The sequence below is a fragment of the Chryseobacterium sp. CH25 genome (assembly GCF_004119455.1).
Lineage (GTDB): Bacteria > Bacteroidota > Bacteroidia > Flavobacteriales > Weeksellaceae > Chryseobacterium.
Map to the genome: position 1 here is coordinate 736,163 of NZ_NRQT01000001.1, position 16,815 is coordinate 752,977.

Here is a 16,815-nt window from a genome sequence, read left to right on the forward strand (position 1 = left end):
ATATTTCAATGAACTTACCTATTGTAGCTTATGGAAACCGCATTTTAAAGCAGAAATGCATAGAGGTTAACAAAAACAGTCAGGAAATACACGACCTTATTGTCAATATGTGGGAAACCATGGAAAATTCTAATGGCTGTGGCCTCTCCTCTTCTCAGATCAATAAACCTTTACAGCTTTTCATTGTTGACAGTCAAATTACTTTTGAAAATCTTGATATTGAAGATCAACTTCTCTATTTTGAAAGAAATGATAAAGGAATCAGAGAAACTTTTATTAATGCTAAAATCATCAGTACTTCAGAAGAAAGCTGGGTAGATTATGAAGGCTGCCTAAGCATTCCGGGACTGTCTCAAAAAGTTGAAAGACCTTGGGGAATTACCATTGAGTATCTCGATCAAAATTTCAACAGACAAACTAAAACGTTTACCGGATTAACAGCCAGAATTATCCAGCATGAGTACGACCATACCCAAGGTGTTTTATACATTTATCATTTGAAACCACTAACAAGGAAAATGATCGAATCAAAATTGAAGAAAATTGTTCATGGAAATATTAAGACGGGATATCCTATGACGTTTCTGTAATCTTCCGGAAACATTAAGAGGCATCAGTAATTTTTGTAAATTTGCTCTGAAAACAATATTCTTTATGAAAATCATCATCACACTTACCCTGATCGCTTCCAGTCTGCTTTCTGCACAGATCAAGGTTCCTGATGATTATAAAAAGATCCCGGATATTCTGGACACTACTGAATATCTTTATCCATTCATCATTCCCAATAAAGAATATGCTTACTGGAGAGTGCTTACCAACGACCCTGATCCTGATAAAGCTATCATCTACGAAAGTCAAGCCCCAGATTTCATGACGATTAATGAGCCAGTTCCGGAAAAGGGATTTTTCCAAAAATGTATTGGGGATCATTGCTTTTCCTATATTCTGGCGTGCAAAAAAGAAAGACCTGTCTATTTTTCCAATGAACAGCAATTAAGGGATTTTATCGGAACGGTTGATAATCTCCCTGAAGCTATTTTACTGGCTAAGACCTACGGCTACTCCATTGATACCCAGAATCGTTTTACAGGTTCTTATAAAATTGAAGACCAATCCATTGCTATGTATGTTTTACAGGCTAAAGGATGTCCCTTAACCAAAGAGTCTTTCTTAATTAAAATCAATAGAAAGACCGGAAAACTGGAAGCCAAAAGCAATGGTATTTTCTCAAAAAGTGAGGATTGTACCACTTTATAATTTGTCCGGATAAACATACATTAAGCTTTTTAAGTTTCCAAAATTCTATGTACCTATGTAATAAAATTATTTTTAAAACTACATAGATACATAGGTTATTAGGCATAAATAGCAATTATTTGCGCATTAGTGGACATTAAAGGTTTTCTATAGCCTAATATCAAATATTAACGGCTCCCTGCCCTGAGGCTATCAGATAAGCTTCTTTCAATGTTTCCGAGTAAGTTGGGTGTGCGTACGAGATCCGGAACATATCTTCTGCTGTTACTTCATATTCCTGTGCAATTACTCCCTGTGCGATCAAATCTGCGGCTCTTGCACCAATAATATGTACTCCAAGGACTTCTCCATATTTTGGATCTACCAAAACTTTGGCAAATCCATCCGTATCCATAGAAGCTCTGGCTCTTGCACTGGCTGAAAACGGAAATTTACCCACATTATAGGCTATATTATTCTTTTTGAGATATTCTTCAGTATATCCAACGGATGCCACTTCCGGCCAGGTATATACCACAGAAGGAATACGGTCATAATGAATATGATGTTTCTGTCCATTGATTGTTTCTGCAACCAAAACACCTTCCTCTTCCGCTTTATGAGCAAGCATTGCTCCCCCTATTACATCTCCAATAGCATAGATATTGGAAACAGATGTCCTATTATTTTCATTAACCTTAATAAATCCTCGGTTATCCAGCTGTACATCTGTGTTTTCCAACCCCAATCCTTTTACATAAGGACTTCTTCCTACTGCTACCAGAATATAATCTGCTTCCAATTTATTTTCTGCCCCGTTTTTATCTTTAAAAAATACTTTAGCAGCTACTTCTGAACCTTCAGTCTTATAAACAGCCTGCCCTAAACGGATATCTACTCCTTCCTTTTTAAGGATTTTCTGAAGGTTTTTTCCTAATTCATGATCCATGGCTGTAATCAGGTGATCTGCATATTCCAGAATTGTTACCTGAGTTCCTATACGGTTAAAGATAGAAGCCATTTCTACTCCAATCACTCCGCCACCAATAATTACCATTGTTTTCGGCTTTTCTTTCAGAGATAATGCCTCTGTAGAAGTAATGATTCTCATTTTATCAATTTCCACTCCCGGAATGGTTGATGGTTTTGAACCTGTTGCAATGATATAGTGTTTGGCTGTAATTTCTTTAGTTTCAGTTTCAGAAACAACTTTAATAGTCTCATTATTGATAAAAGTGGCTACACCTTGCAAGCGGGTAATATTATTTTTACTCATCAGGAACTCAAGTCCGCTGGTGTTTTTAGATACAACTTCAGATTTCCTTTTATACATTTGAGAAAAATCAAGCTCAATATTGTCAAGCAGAATTCCGTGTTCCTTAAATTTATGATGGGCTTCTGCATAGTGATGTGTGCTGTCCAATAAAGCTTTTGTTGGAATACAACCTACATTGGTACAGGTTCCGCCCAATGTTTCATATTTTTCGATAATTACTGTTTTATAGCCTAGCTGTGCGCTTCTTATCGCGGCAACATATCCCCCGGGTCCTGAGCCAATCACGGCAATGTCATAGTTTTCCATTTGATTTATTAATTATTTATGATTAAATTTACTTGCAAAATAAAAGCAAAATTAAAACAAACACTTTCAATTTGCAAGTGATATTTTAAAAATTAAAGTAATGAGTAAAAAAAGGTCAGACTGTCCTATCAGCTGTTCACTGGAAATATGGGGTGATAAATGGTCGCTGCTCATCATCCGGGATCTGATGCTTAATAAAGAGTGCACCTATGGAGAGTTTCAGAAAGCAGATGAAAAAATTGCTTCCAATATTCTGGCGACAAGACTTCAAAATCTATTGGAAAACGGAATTATTGATAAAAAGGGACATCCGGAAAATAAATTAAAGATTTTATATCATCTTACAGAAAAAGGCATTGATCTGATCCCGATTATTGTTGAAATAAATCTTTGGGGCGATAAGTATCTGACCATTCCTGATGATAGGAAAAAGCTACTGGAAGATATTAAAAAGGATAAAGAGGACTTTATTAGAAGAGCAAAGACATATCTTTTAGTGGATATCATTTAACGAAGAGAATAAATTCTATCTCTCCTATTATTTTTTGTAAAGAAAATATTATAAATTCGAGGTTAGTAAGAACACACCATTATGCAACAAATTAAAAAAGAATATGATTTTTTTATTAGTCACGCCTCCGAAGATAAAGAAATATTTGTCAGACCTTTAGCTGAAGAGCTTATTAAATTAGGTTTTAATGTTTGGTATGACGAACTAACGTTAAAGATAGGTGATTCTCTTTTTGAGGAAATATCTGACGGAATTAAAAAATCAAATTATGGTTTAGTAATTGTTAGTGAAAACTTTCTAAAAAAAGAATGGACTAAAAAAGAACTAAATGGTTTAATATCAAAAGAAATTTTTACTAAAGAAAAAACTATTCTACCAGTCTGGTTAAATATTTCCTATAATGAAATTTACTCATTATCACCAATATTAGCAGACAAATTATCAATTCAAGTCACAGATAATGAAATAGACAAAGTAATTGAAAAGATTCTAAAGTTATCTGAAATAGATCTAGTTGACTATGAAAATATAAAAAAAAAGTCCAATTCTTAACAAATTGCAATGAATTTGATCGAAAGAAGTACATAATCGACACCGAATCAAGAATAAAAAACCTTGTCCATTTTGAACAAGCTTTTTTTGACTGGTATTGCTCTGATGATTTTGATGATGATTTTGATGATGATATTCTCATAGAAAAGAAAAAAAGAGAATTATTACATAAGTATAATCTACCTATGAATGTCACTTATAACCCAGAATTTGAACCAGGCAAAGACATGGAGTTAATGGTTAAATTAACTAAGAAATGGATATTAAAAAAATCTACAGTAAAGGAAATTTATGAGATGATATTCTTAATAGATTGGTATCATGAACTTGACCTTCCATATATTTTATGGGAAGTTCCAAATGATTCAATAGCAGATTTTAAAACTCATGATTTTTGCTTTTGGGCTCCTTACCTAGTTAATGAAAACAAAAAAATAACCCGTGAAAAAATTAAAAAGGAAAGTTTGAAGGTTTGGAAAGAATATTATGAAAATGGACTCAATCCAAGCATTTTAAAAGAACTTAATTTAGATCTTCATAGTTACCATTAAAGATTTCACTAAGGTTTTTAATAGCTTTCATGAAATTCAGTGATAGCAATTTTAAACTTTCATTAACTTAATTTTCTCTTTTCATTCCGTAAATTTGGGTACAATAAATTTAGAACAATGCTTAATTTCGAGTTTAAAAATCCGACCAAAATACTTTTCGGAAAAGGCGAAATCGCTAAAATTTCCAAAGAAATTCCTACGGATGCCAGGATCCTAATGATCTATGGTGGTGGAAGTATCAAAAACAATGGTGTTTATGACCAGGTGAAGGAAGCTTTAAAAGATCATGAATTATATGAATTTGGTGGAGTTCCCGCTAATCCAGAATATGAAGTTTTAATTAATGCGATCAGCTTTATCAAAGAAAATAACATCAATTATCTTCTTGCTGTGGGTGGTGGGTCTGTGATTGACGGAACTAAGTTTATCTCTGCTGCAGCCAACTACAATGGAGAGCCATGGGATATTCTGAGAAAGCAGGTAAGAACTTTTGAAGGGGAAGGAATGCCATTCGGAAGTATTCTGACGCTTCCGGCAACCGGTTCAGAAATGAACTCAGGATATGTTATTTCCAGAAGAGAAACCAATGAGAAACTGTCTTCGGGCGGTCCTGGATTATTCCCTCAATTCTCTGTTTTAGATCCTGAAGTAATCAGATCTATTCCAAAAAATCAGATCGTTAACGGAATTACAGATGCCTACACCCATGTGTTGGAACAATATATGACAGCTCCGTCTTCTGCTGATCTTCAGGAAAGAATTGCCGAAAGTATTCTGATCAGCCTTCAGGAGACCGCTCCAAAGGTATTGGCCGATGATTTCAACTATGATGCTGCAGGAAACTTTATGTGGTGTTGTACAATGGCCTTAAACGGATTAATTCAGAAAGGGGTTATTACAGACTGGGCTGTACATGCTATGGGCCATGAATTAACGGCTTATTTCGGTATAGATCATGCCAGAACGTTGGCTATTATTGCACCTTCCCACTACCGTTATAACTTTGAAGATAAAAAAGGGAAACTGGCTCAGTATGCAGAAAGAGTATGGGGAATTAAGGAAGGAAGTGTTGAAGAAAAAGCAGAACTGGGCATCAAAAAACTTGAAGAATTCTTCCACAGCCTGCATATTAAAACCAGGCTTTCAGAGTATACTGAAGATTATAAAGGAACTGCTGAAAGAGTGGAAAAAGCTTTTACAGACAGAAACTGGCTTGGTCTTGGCGAGTATAAAAAACTGACTCCTCAGGATGCTTCCAAGATTGTAGAAATGAGCTACTAAAGGGTTCAACGTTTAGAGTTTAGAGTTCTTGGTTTAAGTTTTGGCTAAAGCCAATGAATTCATTTATATATTTTAGGGCGGGCTTTAGCCCGCCCCTATTGATATTGATATCCGGAGGGATAAGCATAAACGTGATAGTTGTTTAACGACAATATCTTTTATCTTTTATCTTTTATCTTTTATCTTACAGACAAATATTCTTATTTAGATTTATATCCCCATAAAATTTCAAACTGCCTTCAATAATTGACTTATTTGTAAACATTCGTTTAAAAAAAAATCATTTCATCATAAATATTTCAAATTTATTTATATTTTAGCATATTCTTAAATTTGTGAAAATGAAAAAACAGCTACTTTTATTTGCCTTTTCAGCTCTGGCGCTTACTTCCTGTAATGACGATAACCTTGCAGCCTATGAAATGGATATTATGAAAGGGGATTGGAAAGAAGTAAAGACAGAAATTATTTCAGGAAAAGATAATAAAACTGTGCTTACAACAACAACTCCGGAAGGATGCAGTGATAAAAATACACTTTTCTTCAGAACGGATTATTATGTAAGCTATACAGCTTATGATGGAGATCCAGATGGAACCAACTGCCACTTTGCCGCTAAAAATGAAGGAAAGTATACTTATGATGCAGATTCTAAGGTACTGAATATCCAACTTAAAGGAGAAGATGATGAGCCTGGCAATATGAGCTTCAGGGTTGATATGCTTACTCAAACTGAATTTAGACTGGCACAGCTAGTCGGGAATTATGATAAAGACGGAGACAAAGTCATAGATGTCACCTACATTACTTATAAAAGATAAAACTTAAACTCCCGCCAATCGGGAGTTTTTTATTACTTTTATCTCAAATTTTAAAACTGATTATAATGAAGAAGATCCTATCAGCATTTCTATTGCTGTGTTTTACAATTGCCTTTTCACAGGAAAAAAAGCCCATGTTCTGGCTTGACATTCAGGAATTCAAAAAACAAGATCAACAAAACCCGCCACCCCAAAATGCTATTTTATTAATTGGCAGCTCATCTTTTACCAAATGGACGGACGTAGCAGATTATTTTCCAACTAAAACCATCATCAACAGAGGCTTTGGCGGCTCAAGACTTACAGATCTTAATTATTTTGCGGATGATCTTTTATCTCCATACCAACCTAAACAGATTATTATCTATTGCGGAGAAAATGACTTTGCCGATAATCATCAGTTGAAGGCAGAAAAGGTAGTAAAGAGATACAAAAGTTTTTACAAAAAAGTACGAGCAAAATTCCCTAATATTGAAGTAGATTATATCTCCATGAAGTACTCTCCGAGCAGAGAGAAACTTTGGCCTCAGATTAAAGAAGCTAATACCAGAATTGAAGCTTTTATGAAAAGACAGCCTAATGCAGAGTATATAGATGTAACCAAGGCCATGGAAGATTCTAACGGAAATGTAAGAAAAGATATTTTTGTGGATGACATGCTTCACTTTAAACCTGAAGGATACCAGATCTGGACTAAGGTAATCACTCCTTATATGAAATAAACTAACCCCATGATAAAAAAAACAATAACCATTTTTATTTTCATTTTACCGTTTTCTCTTTCATTTTCTCAAGAGAAACCTGATGAAAAAAAGATTATCCAGGAACTTTCTGAGAATGCTTGTAAGTGTGCTGATTCTATTAGTTTGTCTAACCGAAAGAAGGCAGACATTATAGAAGACGTTCATGAATGTATTAATAAGTACACCGGAGCTCTTCAGCTATCCTCTCTTTTATTAGGATCAGAAAAACTTTCGGAAAAAGCACCTAAAGTGAATGGGAAAAAGCAGATTAACCTGACTTTTGATTCTGATAAAAACTCACAACAGTATAAGGACAGCTACAATAAACTTGAACGCTATCTGATGCAAAACTGTGAAAGCGTAAAAAAGGCTACCGGTTCTATAGAAACCAATGATGATCAATTTTCAAAAAATGAAGTTGCCATTGATTTCTATCATAAAGCCATTGAAGCTTCAAAAAAGAAAATTGGAAAGAAGCTATTCAAAATTATGAGCAGGCCCTACAAGCTGATCCAAAGTTCATATATGCCTGGGATAATCTTGGTATCTGCTATAGAAGAACAGGTGAATACGATAAAGCACTTAATGCTTATAAACAGTCTTTGGCGATTGATCCAAAAGGCAGAATGCCTTTACAGAATACAGCCATGACTTATGTTTATAAAAAAGAATATCAAAAAGCTATTGATGCTTATAATGATCTTGATAAGGTTTACCCCGGAGACCCTGAGGTATATTATGGAATAGGACAAACCTATTTTATCCACCTGAAAGACAGCGAAAAGGGACTTGATTATATCTGCAAAGCCTACAGAATTTATACCGAGCAAAAATCACCTTACCGTTCTGATGCAGAAAAGATGATAGGCTATATCTACAAAAGTATGAAAGAGGAAAATAAGATGGATAGATTTAAAGAAATTTTGAAAAACAATAAAATTGACTTTGAATAAATATTCATTGAGTGGGTGGCAACATTCAACCCTAACCATTCCATTGTGAATATTGGGGACTGTTTAATCCACCGGGAATATCTCCAAAACTAAATCTGAATAAACCTAAAAAAGCGATTCCGAAATCCGGAATCGCTTTTTTTATTATTTCTTTCTCTTAGATTTAGAGATTGCTTTCTGTTGTGCTCTGTTAGCTCCAAACTTCTTGGGTGCTTTTCTTTTTGAAGGACCACCCCAATTTTCTTTGGTATTCTTCGCTTTTTTCTCATGGAAAGCTCCTCCTCCATCATTTAGTTTTACCTGTGCAGGATTTTTCATCACTACTTCATCTTTTTCTGAAGCAATTTTATTCGGATTAATTTTAACGCCTTCAGGGAAGTCATTAAAGTGTAATTCTTTATCCATTAAAAGCTCGATATCCAGGATTAAAGGCTCTTCTTTTTTAGTAACAAAAGTCACTGCCTTCCCTTCTTTATCTGCTCTACCGGTTCTACCGATTCTGTGGATATACTGCTCCGGAATATCAGGTGTTTCAAAGTTGATAACGTGAGTAATATTAGAGATATCCAGACCTCTTGCCATTACATCTGTTGTAATCAAACCTCTGATTTCTTCATTTTCAAAACTTTTCATTGCCTTAAGCCTGTAGTTCTGAGACTTATTGGAGTGAATCACATCAAACTGTTCAGGGAAAAGCTCATCAATCTTAGTAAAAAGAAGGTCTGCGTGTTTTTTATTATTATTAAAAATCAACACCTTAGACATATCTGTATCACTCTTCAATAAATGCTCAAGAAGGTTGATCTTGGTATTGAAGTTTTCAACTTTATAGGCAGTCTGCTCAATTTTTTCAAGCGGAGTTCCTGATTTTGCCAATGAAATTTCTACAGGGCTGGCAAAGTATTCATCTAACATACCATCTACCGCCTCAGTCATGGTTGCAGAGAAAAGAATATTCTGTCTCTTCTCTTTCATCATTTCAAAAATATGGGTTAACTGTGGTCTGAAACCAAGGTTAAGCATCTCATCAAATTCATCAATGATAAGCTTCTGAACTTCTTTTAAAGAGATTGCATTGTCTATGGAAAGGTCCATTACTCTACCCGGTGTTCCTACTAAAATATCACAACCGTCATTAAATAAAAGTTTCTGAGTGTTGATATTTTTCCCACCATAAATTCCAATTACTCTTGCAGTAATATTTTCAGTCAGTTTCTCTAGAATTTCTGTCACCTGTACCACCAATTCTCTTGTTGGAACCAATATTAAAACCGTTGGATTTCCTGTTTTACTGTATTTCCAGGTTTTCAGAACTGGTAAAAGATAGGCCAATGTTTTCCCGGTTCCGGTTTGTGCAATTCCCATTACATCTCTCCCGGAAAGGATAGGCTTTAAACTTTTCTCCTGAATAGGAGTAGGTTCAAATAATTCTAAATCTGCTAAAACATCAAGAATTTTAACCGGCAGGTCAAAATCTGCAAAAGTGAGTTTTTCCATTTTGCAAAGATAAGTATTAATATGTAGAATCTGAAATCGGGTTTTTACAATGGCAAAACAGAGACATCAAATAAAGAAAATCAAGGTCTGAAACATACGTTTAAAACTCTATAACAACCACATTAAACTTTAAACATCGAACCTTAAACAATTAATTAATCTTTATACTTTTACTGCTTATTTTAATATCATCATCTTTCCACTCACTGGTAGTAATAATAACATTTCCTTTCTTTTGAAGATCTTTTTTAATTGGAAATTTGTCTTCCTCCCACTGGCTGCAGTGTGTTGAAATAGGATCTACCAAAGGCTTCCATCCTGATTTACTTAATGTATAAGTGTAAAAAGAATGCCAGCAGCTGGTACACCAATAGGGATAAAAACCAATATCATCTTTCCCGTCATTGTTAAGGTCACCCAGATTATATAAGCTTCCACCATTAGCAAGTGATGTCATGAACGGTTTTATCTTCTTATCACTAAAATAAACTGTTGTATCACAGCTTCCATTACAGTCATCATTGCAGTCTGCAACTTTTATATAAGCATATTCTTTTGTTCCGTTACCATCAAAATCTCCCTGAATTTTCCCTTCACTCCCTTCCTGCGCCATAACAAATGCGCTGCAGAAAATCATAATGGGGATTATTAGTTTTTTCATTATTTTATTTTTAAGTGTACGAGATCCGAGGTTCGGGATACGAACTTTAGATTATACGTCTTTTTATACTCGAAACCCGAACCCCGCAACTCGATTATTTTCTCGTTACTCTCAACAAAAGTATAAATACTAAAACAATTGAGAATACAAATCCCAACACTGCTACTAAAGACAGTTCTCCTATTCTTGGCCCTGATTCTGAAACAAAAACAATTGCTGTTGCAATAATATTCGCTCCCAAAATCATGGCTAAAATCAGATTGATCACGCTGGACTTTATCAGTTGGTTAGTTTTCTCAATATTTTTGATTTCACTGGAGACTGTGAATTTATTTTCATCCAGCTTCTGGAGCACAGAGCGAAGTTCTTTAGGAATTTCATCTACATTATCCGTAAAATTCATCATTCTGTCCATTCCCGTTTTTAAAAGGTTTTTCGGACTGATCTTTTTAGTGAATATTTTTCGGGTATAAGGATGAAGACTTTTCACAATATCCAAATCCGGATTAATATTTCTCCCAACTCCTTCTATCAGACTGATTCCTTTAAACAAAAGATAGAAATAATCCGGCATATACAGCCTATTATCCTTTAAGATATCTTTCATTTTATTGATAATAACCTGAACATTGATTTCCTTTAATGAGGAACTGTGAACAAAATTCAGAATGTCTTCCACATCATTTTCAAATCTTCTTTCATCCGGAATTTCATAACTCACAGCCATTTTTTTAAGATAACGGACTATTTTGTGTGAATTTTTGGAAACAAAACTTACGATCAGATTTTCAAGAATTTCCTTATCGTTCGGTTGGATTTTTCCAACGGCTCCAAAATCGATAAAGACAATTTTTCCATCTTTCTTTACTAAAATATTCCCTGCATGCGGATCAGCATGAAAGAAACCATAATCCAGAATCTGAGAAACAAAGAGCCTTAGCCCCGTTTCAGAAACTTTTACAGGATCAATATCATTGGCTAGCAGAATGGATTTATCAGTTACCTTAATCCCATCAATGAATTCCATACAAAGAATATTATTGTTGGAGTATTCATCATAAACTTTAGGAACATAGGTTTCTTTATTATTTTTAAAATTGAGTCGGAACTGTTGAATGTTGTTCTTTTCATTAATCAAAGAAACTTCTTCTAATAAAGACCTTTCAAACGTAGAAATAGCTTGCTTAAGATTAAGTTTTTCTCCTATTTCTGAATAGGCTGAGATTAATTTTTCAATATCCTTGATAAGCAATAAATCATCTTCAATTACCGATTGTACATCTGGTTTTCTAAGCTTTAAAATAACCGGACTTCCATCCAGTAAAACGGCTTTATACACCTGTGCAATAGAAGCTGTAGCCAATGGTTTTTTCTGAATTTCCAGAAAGTGATCTTTCACAGAAATATTAAACTCGCTTTCCAAAGCCTCTTCCACATCCATATCTACTGTTTCTACCTTATCCTGAAGCTTCTGCAGTTCCTGAATAAGTTCCGGTGGCAACAGATCTTCTCTGTTACTGAATGTCTGTCCAAGCTTAACAAAAGTAGGTCCCAGTTCTTCCAAGGCCAATCTGATCCTTTCATAAACAGTACCTTTGGAAATAATCTCATCTGAATTTCCTGAAGTATCTTCCTGCTTATTTCCACCATTCATCCTTGCGAGAATATCTTTAAAACCATATTTACTTAATACGGAAATCAGTCTTGCGGATCTTTTCAGTTTTCTTTGTTGCTTGTCAAACATAGTATATCAATAGTAAGTGCAATTTACTCCAAAAACTGTTCCTAATGCTATATTCTCTTAGGTTAAGCGTAAAAAATTCAGGGTTAAGTGGCTGAAAGTTGGAAGCTTGGGGTTAGAAGTCATTTTTAGCCATACGATTACTATCTGTATTCTTATTCAACTCTTTAAAAACGAAACAAAAAAGAGAATGATTCTTCATGGTTTTTATTAATTTCAGCCTCCAATTGCTAAGTTCATGCTCATCTTAGTAAAAATTATCAGCTTGAATTTAGCTGATTTTATAAAAAAACACCTATAAAATCACTATACAGAGATTAAAAATTCAATCACATAATCAGTATTTTAAACGATTATTTATAGTCATAATGAAAAAACAATGCTATGTATAGTAATAATTTATATATTTATGAAGTACAAAATATTAAAACAAATCAATAAAAGTATTACAACATGAAAAATTTACGTAACAAAAAACTTTCAAGAGTACAGTTAAAAGGTATTGCAGGAAGTGGAGGTATTTCTCCAATCCAAAACTGTACATCTGAATGCTGCCCTACTGACGGAAGGCAAACTTGCCCTTGGCTTATGTGTCCTGACGTAGTTTGTCCACAGTATTCATAAAATACTCCATTAAATTTTAGGTAAAATAGAACAGAGTGCTTGTTCATTCTGTTTTATTTTTTAATAAGAATACTCTTCTTTTACTTTAGACAACTAACTAAAAATAATATTAAAATGAAAAATTTACGTAACAGCAAACTTTCAAGAGAACAATTAAAGAACGTTTCAGGAAGCGGAATCATCATTGGTGGTGGTCAATGCTCACGTCAGTGTTGCCCTACAGACGGACTTCCAAAATGCCCGGGAATGATTTGTCCTGCGGTAGTTTGTCCGCAGTATTTATAAGATACATTTAAATTTTAGGTAAAATAAAACAGAATGCTTTCGCATTCTGTTTTGTTATTTAAGGTAGGTTTCATAAAGGTCTTTACGACGGTCTTTCATGACCTGAACGGAGCCGTTGTGATGGAGGTCTTTCAGTAAGTTCAGATCTACATCTACAATCAAAGTCATTTCCGTATTAGGAGTCGCTTCTCCTTTCACCGCATTGGATGGAAACGCAAAATCTGAAGGGGTAAATACCGCTGCCTGTCCAAACTGAATATCCATATTGTTTACTTTCGGAAGGTTTCCTACACAGCCTGCAATGGCTACATAACATTCATTTTCTATGGCTCTGGCAGCTGCACAGTGGCGAACTCTCATATAAGCATTCTGAGTATCGGTGAGATAAGGAACAAATAGGATTTTCATCCCTTGATCTGCCAGAATTCTTGGTAATTCAGGAAACTCTACGTCATAACAGATTACAAGGCCTATTTTACCACAGTCTGTATCAAAAACTTTGATTTCATTTCCTCCTTTCATACCATAATATCGTTTTTCATTCGGAGTGATATGAATTTTTCTGTATTCATCCATACGGCCATCACGGTGAAGAAGATAGCTTACATTATACAAATCATTAGTATCATGATCAAAGACAGGCATACTTCCGGAAATGATATTGACATTATAACTGATGGCAAGCTCAGAAATTTTCTTTTTAATATCTTCGGTAAGTTTGGCCAGCTCTATCATACTGTCTCTTTCTGAAAGACTGTTGAAAGGAGCCAGCAATGGTGTATTGAAAAGTTCTGGAAACAATACAAAGTCTGACTTATAATCTCCCATTACATTCACAAAGAACTCTACCTGTTCATAGAAGGCTTCAATGTCTTTAAAATGCCTCATCTGCCATTGCACCAAACCAAGACGTATAATACTGTCCTGCATGGTATTAGGCCTTTTGCTGTAGTAAATATTATTCCATTGCAGAAGAACCGCATTTTCCCTGGAAGCTTCGTCTTCAGGAAGGTATTTTTTCAGGATTTTTATCGGAAGAAAGTTGTTGGAAAGCTGGAAAGACAATACAGGATCATAGATTTCCTTATCTCTTACTTTTCGGATATAATTTCTGGCGGAAAGTTCGTGACTGTATTTATGATAATTCGGAATTCTGCCGCCAAGAACGATTGATTTCAGGTTTAATAATTCACAAAGTTCTTTTCTTGCATCATAAAGTCTTCTTCCCAGGCGTAATTCACGGAACTCCGGATCTACAAAGACTTCTATCCCATAAAGGACATTACCTGTGGAAGTATGGGTATTGAAGGTGTAATTCCCTGTAATATCACTATAGGTATGATCATCCCCGAATTCTTCATAATTGACAATAATAGAAAGCGCTACAGCAGCCAGTTTTCCATCTACTGTGATGCAGATTTGCCCGTTAGGAAATATTCTCGTCAGTTTTTCTATGCTTTTTTTAGACCATATGGATTCTGACATTTGCGGATAAGCTCTTTTCATTGTTTCTGCCAACTCATCATAATCCTGAACGGTCAAGGGTCTTGTATCTATTTGCATTTGGTGTAATTTTACTTAAATTTAGTGAAAATATTTTACTTCAATCCTTATAGAAAAGGACTTCTTAAACTATTTATACAAAATTTAACAATGGATATCACCGAAATTTTACAAATAGCTGTTCATTCAAATAATTACTGGAAACACTCTGATTTCAGTTCTGTAATGGAGACCCTAAAACTTTACTACAATTCTGATATAGAAACAGATACAGAAAAATTAACAACTCTTCTTTTAGGAGATAAAATCATCGGATATATCTGTTTAAATTATCCTTTGGTTTTTATAGAAAGTCAATATGCTTTACATGTAAAAAATATTCTTCAAACATTTCATGATATAGAATACATTATTGTCGATACTTTATCTAATCCATATCTATCTGTAGATCCTGATATCTATAATGCTTATTTTGATTTTATGGAAAACCTGAATGCTTTTTCAGCTGAAGAATTTTATTTTTATAATATAACGTAATAAAAAATCCCACCCAAACGGGCAGGATTTATATTTTAAATTCAAGTTGAAATTATTCCCACTCAATTGTTGCAGGTGGTTTGCTTGAAATATCGTAAGCTACTCTGTTGATTCCTCTTACTTCGTTGATAATTCTGCTTGAAACAGTATCTAAAAACTCGTAAGGAAGTCTGCTCCATGTTGCTGTCATGAAATCGATGGTATTAGCTGAACGAACTACTGCGGTGTATTCGTAAGTTCTTTCGTCACCCATTACTCCTACAGATTTTACAGGAAGTAATACTACGAATGCCTGAGATACTTTTTCGTAAAGATCATTTTTGTATAATTCTTCGATGAAGATATCGTCAGCTTCCTGAAGGATTCTTACTTTTTCAGCATCTACAGCTCCCAATACTCTGATTCCTAATCCAGGTCCTGGGAAAGGGTGTCTGTATACCAAGTGGTGAGGAATTCCCAATTCTTCTCCTACTCTTCTTACTTCGTCTTTGAAAAGCTCTCTTAATGGCTCTAATAATTCGAATTCCATATCTTCAGGAAGTCCTCCAACATTGTGGTGAGACTTGATTACTGCAGATGGTCCGTTTACAGACTGGCTTTCGATAACGTCTGGATAGATTGTACCCTGAGCCAAGAATTTAGCGCCTTCAATTTTGTGAGATTCTTCATCAAATACATGGATAAACTCGTTCCCGATGATCTTTCTTTTCGCTTCCGGATCATCTACTCCTGCTAATTTTGAAAGGAATCTTTCTTTAGCATCTACCATTTTAATGTTCATATGGAAGTGCTCTCCATACTGATCCATTACTTTTTTACCTTCATCCTTTCTCAATAATCCAGTATCTACGAAGATACAAGTTAACTGATCTCCGATTGCTTTATGGATTAAAACTGCTGCTACAGAAGAGTCAACACCTCCGGAAAGACCAAGGATTACTTTGTTGTCTCCTACTTTCTCACGGATTTCTTCTACTGTTTTCTCAATATAGTTGGTCAGTTTCCAGTTTTTCTCTGCATTACAGATTCCGAATACGAAGTTTTCCAACATTTTTCCTCCTTCTTCTGTATGAGAAACTTCCGGGTGGAACTGAACACAGAAGATTTTCTTATCTTCATTGGAAATAGAAGCAATTACTCCTGATTTTGCGTTTAATTCAAAACCTGTTGGCAACTCTCCAACCTCATCAAAGTGGCTCATCCAAACTACAGAGTTCTGAGTTACTCCCTTTAATAAAGAGCTCTCTTTAACGATCTCAAGATTAGCCTTTCCGTATTCACCTTTTTCTCCTTTGTTTACTTTTCCTCCTAAAAGGTGAGCTGTCATCTGCATTCCATAGCAAATACCCAAAACAGGAACTCCCTGTTCGTATAATGCCTTTTCTACCAGGTGAGCATTTTCTGCATTTACAGAGCTAGGTCCTCCGGAAAGGATGATTCCCTTTGGCTGTTTTGCGATAATATCTTGTAATGGTGTATTGAAAGGTAAGATTTCAGAGTACACACCCATCTCACGGATTCTTCTTCCGATAAGCTGGTTGTACTGGGATCCGAAATCTAAAATAATAATACCGTTGTTCATGTTTGATAATTGATTTGTTTGAAAGATATCAGATTTCAGACATCAGAAATCAGATTTTTGTCTGAAGTCTAGAATCTTGCATCTGAACTCTTATTTCTAATATTAACTGTTTTACAAAAAAAGACTTGGAATGACTCCAAATCTTTTTTCGT

Annotated in this window: 18 protein-coding genes and 1 pseudogene; 13 read left to right on the forward strand and 6 right to left on the reverse strand. The window is 34.7% G+C overall.

Annotation, left to right across the window (positions count from 1 at the left end; genetic code table 11):
• Positions 1-8 precede the first annotated feature (8 nt).
• Both def and BOQ64_RS03265 read left to right on the forward strand, forming a co-directional pair.
• Entirely contained in the window at positions 9-590 is a 582-nt protein-coding gene (gene def, locus BOQ64_RS03260; RefSeq protein WP_129056068.1) for a peptide deformylase, read from the forward strand.
• 64 nt (positions 591-654) lie between these two features.
• Positions 655-1,260 (forward strand): hypothetical protein, encoded by a 606-nt coding sequence (locus BOQ64_RS03265; protein ID WP_129056066.1) that lies wholly within the window; start codon positions 655-657, stop codon positions 1,258-1,260.
• Between the two features lie 160 nt (positions 1,261-1,420).
• On the opposite strand, the gene lpdA is transcribed toward BOQ64_RS03265, so the two are convergent.
• Positions 1,421-2,821, reverse strand: coding sequence for a dihydrolipoyl dehydrogenase (gene lpdA / locus BOQ64_RS03270; protein WP_129056064.1), 1,401 nt, complete (start codon positions 2,819-2,821; stop codon positions 1,421-1,423).
• 100 nt (positions 2,822-2,921) lie between these two features.
• On the opposite strand from lpdA, the gene BOQ64_RS03275 reads away from it, so the two are divergent.
• The 8 genes and pseudogenes from BOQ64_RS03275 (at position 2,922) to BOQ64_RS03310 (ending at position 8,233) form a co-directional block, all read left to right on the forward strand.
• Positions 2,922-3,332 carry a winged helix-turn-helix transcriptional regulator gene (locus BOQ64_RS03275; RefSeq protein ID WP_129056062.1) on the forward strand — a complete coding sequence of 137 codons (411 nt, stop codon included), beginning with the start codon at positions 2,922-2,924 and terminating at the stop codon, positions 3,330-3,332.
• 81 nt (positions 3,333-3,413) lie between these two features.
• Entirely contained in the window at positions 3,414-3,884 is a 471-nt protein-coding gene (locus BOQ64_RS03280) for a toll/interleukin-1 receptor domain-containing protein (protein WP_129056059.1), read from the forward strand.
• 185 nt (positions 3,885-4,069) lie between these two features.
• Entirely contained in the window at positions 4,070-4,435 is a 366-nt protein-coding gene (locus tag BOQ64_RS03285; RefSeq protein ID WP_129056057.1) for a hypothetical protein, read from the forward strand.
• Between the two features lie 117 nt (positions 4,436-4,552).
• The gene (locus BOQ64_RS03290; RefSeq protein WP_129056055.1) at positions 4,553-5,716 is read left to right on the forward strand and encodes an iron-containing alcohol dehydrogenase; all 1,164 of its coding nucleotides are present in this window, start codon (positions 4,553-4,555) and stop codon (positions 5,714-5,716) included.
• A gap of 341 nt (positions 5,717-6,057) precedes the next feature.
• Positions 6,058-6,537: a lipocalin family protein gene (locus BOQ64_RS03295; protein ID WP_129056054.1), complete on the forward strand. Its 480-nt coding sequence runs from the start codon at positions 6,058-6,060 to the stop codon at positions 6,535-6,537.
• 65 nt (positions 6,538-6,602) lie between these two features.
• Positions 6,603-7,259 (forward strand): GDSL-type esterase/lipase family protein, encoded by a 657-nt coding sequence (locus BOQ64_RS03300; protein ID WP_129056052.1) that lies wholly within the window; start codon positions 6,603-6,605, stop codon positions 7,257-7,259.
• 500 nt (positions 7,260-7,759) lie between these two features.
• Positions 7,760-7,858 (forward strand): annotated as a pseudogene (locus BOQ64_RS24785) (tetratricopeptide repeat protein); the annotation flags it as partial.
• A gap of 48 nt (positions 7,859-7,906) precedes the next feature.
• Positions 7,907-8,233, forward strand: a complete 327-nt coding sequence (locus tag BOQ64_RS03310) for a tetratricopeptide repeat protein (RefSeq protein WP_129056050.1) — start codon at positions 7,907-7,909, stop codon at positions 8,231-8,233.
• A gap of 144 nt (positions 8,234-8,377) precedes the next feature.
• Here BOQ64_RS03310 and BOQ64_RS03315 read toward each other — a convergent pair whose 3' ends face one another.
• The 3 genes from BOQ64_RS03315 to BOQ64_RS03325 all read right to left on the reverse strand — a co-directional run bounded on the left by BOQ64_RS03315 (position 8,378) and on the right by BOQ64_RS03325 (position 12,135).
• Positions 8,378-9,730, reverse strand: coding sequence for a DEAD/DEAH box helicase (locus BOQ64_RS03315; RefSeq protein ID WP_129056048.1), 1,353 nt, complete (start codon positions 9,728-9,730; stop codon positions 8,378-8,380).
• A gap of 151 nt (positions 9,731-9,881) precedes the next feature.
• The gene (locus BOQ64_RS03320) at positions 9,882-10,391 is read right to left on the reverse strand and encodes a hypothetical protein (protein WP_129056046.1); all 510 of its coding nucleotides are present in this window, start codon (positions 10,389-10,391) and stop codon (positions 9,882-9,884) included.
• A gap of 94 nt (positions 10,392-10,485) precedes the next feature.
• A complete protein-coding gene (locus BOQ64_RS03325) occupies positions 10,486-12,135 on the reverse strand; it encodes an ABC1 kinase family protein (protein WP_129056045.1) in 1,650 nt (549 codons plus the stop codon).
• A gap of 450 nt (positions 12,136-12,585) precedes the next feature.
• On the opposite strand from BOQ64_RS03325, the gene BOQ64_RS22990 reads away from it, so the two are divergent.
• Positions 12,586-12,756, forward strand: a complete 171-nt coding sequence (locus tag BOQ64_RS22990; protein ID WP_164975738.1) for a hypothetical protein — start codon at positions 12,586-12,588, stop codon at positions 12,754-12,756.
• A 114-nt stretch (positions 12,757-12,870) separates the two neighbouring features.
• Positions 12,871-13,041 carry a hypothetical protein gene (locus tag BOQ64_RS22995; RefSeq protein ID WP_164975739.1) on the forward strand — a complete coding sequence of 57 codons (171 nt, stop codon included), beginning with the start codon at positions 12,871-12,873 and terminating at the stop codon, positions 13,039-13,041.
• A 54-nt stretch (positions 13,042-13,095) separates the two neighbouring features.
• On the opposite strand, the gene BOQ64_RS03330 is transcribed toward BOQ64_RS22995, so the two are convergent.
• Positions 13,096-14,604, reverse strand: a complete 1,509-nt coding sequence (locus BOQ64_RS03330; protein ID WP_129056043.1) for a carbon-nitrogen hydrolase family protein — start codon at positions 14,602-14,604, stop codon at positions 13,096-13,098.
• 90 nt (positions 14,605-14,694) lie between these two features.
• On the opposite strand from BOQ64_RS03330, the gene BOQ64_RS03335 reads away from it, so the two are divergent.
• Positions 14,695-15,081 (forward strand): hypothetical protein, encoded by a 387-nt coding sequence (locus tag BOQ64_RS03335; RefSeq protein WP_129056041.1) that lies wholly within the window; start codon positions 14,695-14,697, stop codon positions 15,079-15,081.
• 52 nt (positions 15,082-15,133) lie between these two features.
• Here the strand turns inward: BOQ64_RS03335 and guaA are convergent, their stop codons facing one another.
• Entirely contained in the window at positions 15,134-16,663 is a 1,530-nt protein-coding gene (guaA, locus tag BOQ64_RS03340) for a glutamine-hydrolyzing GMP synthase (protein ID WP_129056039.1), read from the reverse strand.
• Positions 16,664-16,815: the final 152 nt, after the last annotated feature.